The 2,065-nt window shown below is 32.6% G+C and carries 1 protein-coding gene; it reads left to right on the top strand.

Annotated features, from left to right (window positions below; all coding sequences use genetic code 11):
* Window positions 1-406 precede the first annotated feature (406 nt).
* Window positions 407-1,708 carry an ATP-binding protein gene (locus tag QHH19_07245; protein MDH7518115.1) on the top strand — a complete coding sequence of 434 codons (1,302 nt, stop codon included), beginning with the start codon at window positions 407-409 and terminating at the stop codon, window positions 1,706-1,708.
* Window positions 1,709-2,065: the final 357 nt, after the last annotated feature.

The following is a 2,065-nucleotide window of genomic DNA, read 5'->3' as shown; positions in this document are numbered from 1 at the left end:
ACAATTTCTCTCATTTTTTTCACCTCATATCAATCCAAAAAACTGATAAGTAAACATAAAGCCCTATTCCGAGAAATTCCTACAAAATTCTAAAAACAGTGTTTTTTGTTTACGTTTGTAGGAAAAACAGTAGAAAATCAATATTTCATAAGATTTTGCAATTCTGATATTTTTCGTATGGAGATCTTTTTATGACCAGGTGATGAACAACAATTCATTTATATACTACTCATTTCAAATTATGCAATTTTTTGCATTTTTCAAAACAAATTATTAACATATCGGCAAAATAACAATTTTGTTATTTAAAAGATAAATTTTATGATTCTAAATTTACTCGATTTCTGTATGATCAAGGTGTACTGAATAAGCTTTAAATAGTACAATTTGATATACATATTGTACTATGGATGATACAATTAGAACAATTTTGTATTCGTGGATTGATAAAAAACTACCAACAATCATCCCCCGTGAAATTCCACTTGAAACATATCTAAACTTCAAACCAAAAAAAATCATAGTTATCACAGGGTTCAGACGGGTAGGAAAAACATACTCCTTGCTTCAACTTCTATCTAATCTTCTAAAAACAAGTCATAGAGAACAGGAAGTGTACATCAACTTCGATGACGAACGAATACCACAACATACAGAGTTTCTCACCATGATAATACCAACGATTAAACAAACCTTCAAAAAAGAAACGAAGCACCTCTTTCTAGATGAAATACAAAACATGCCGCAGTGGAGTAATTGGTTACGGAGAATCTATGATAACGAAGATTTTGGCATCTTCGTAACAGGTTCCAGTTCAAAGGTTTCCAGCAGAGAAATTCCCACTGAATTAAGAGGACGCTGCCTAGAAATCAAAGTGTTTCCACTTTCCTTACGAGAATTCCTTAGATTCAAAGGGAAAAAAATAGACGAAAAGACTGTCAGCTACTCTGAACATCAACATACAGAACTTATGAAAAGCTTCGAAGAATATCTTTTAAACGGAGGTATGCCAGAAGTCGTTCTAGCATCAGATGATAAGAAAAGAGAAATCTTGCAGCAATACTACGGAACTGTTGTACAAAGGGACATAATAGAACGAAACAATGTGAACAACGAAGAAGGGCTCAAGGCAATGCTACGTTTACTCCTAAACTCAACAAGCTACTCAATTAGTAGACTCTATGACACATTAAAAAGTTTGAAATACGAAATTGGAAAAACAACAATCCAGCACTATATCTCTTATGTAGAAAATTCTTATTTTATCTATAGCATCCCAATTTTTTCTTATAAAGTGAAGGATCAACTACAGTATCCGCGAAAAGTATATTTCATTGACAACGGGTTCATCACCAGCCTTTCAACAAGACACTCAGAAAATTACGGACGGCTATACGAAAACCTTACTGCGATAGAACTGCTCAGAAAAAAAACGCAAGATAATACAAATCTTTTCTACTGGAAAGACAGAAGAGGAAACGAAGTAGATTTCATAATAAAAGACGACCTTAAAGTGAAACAGCTTATTCAAGTATGTTATGATGTAGAGTACTACGATACAAAAAAACATGAGATAAATGCACTATTAAAAGCAAGCGAAGAACTAAAATGTAAAGATTTACTCATACTAACAAAAGACTATGAACAAATAGAAGAAATCAAAGGCAAAAAGATACGATTTCTCCCGTTATATAAATGGCTTTTATAACCTGCATTAGGCTAAAATACCTCAGATAACACTTTGAGAGATAGCATACTCAGGACTCTGCATCTTTTTTTTCGTATTCTGTGCAAAAGGATTACAACATAATGGTAAACTCAAATAAAAATCAATTGAAACACGAATAAGTACTATGTCTGCAAAATAACAATTTTGTTATTTAAGGGGCAGCAAAATTTATTTCTATATCAATCAGAAACCAGTAAAAACTCCTCTTTAACAGGCTGACTAACAACCCTGGTATTACACCTTAACGGCAGACTCAAATAACAATCATCCTCATGAAAAACAATACCATTTTGTTCAAACGCATTTAAAATCCCAACAAGTTGATCATTAGGAACA

It is taken from the genome of Candidatus Thermoplasmatota archaeon (assembly GCA_029907305.1).
GTDB lineage: Archaea > Thermoplasmatota > E2 > DHVEG-1 > DHVEG-1 > JARYMC01.
The sequence above is the reverse complement of the archived record's forward strand: the minus strand, read 5'-3'. Positions and strand labels throughout refer to the sequence as shown.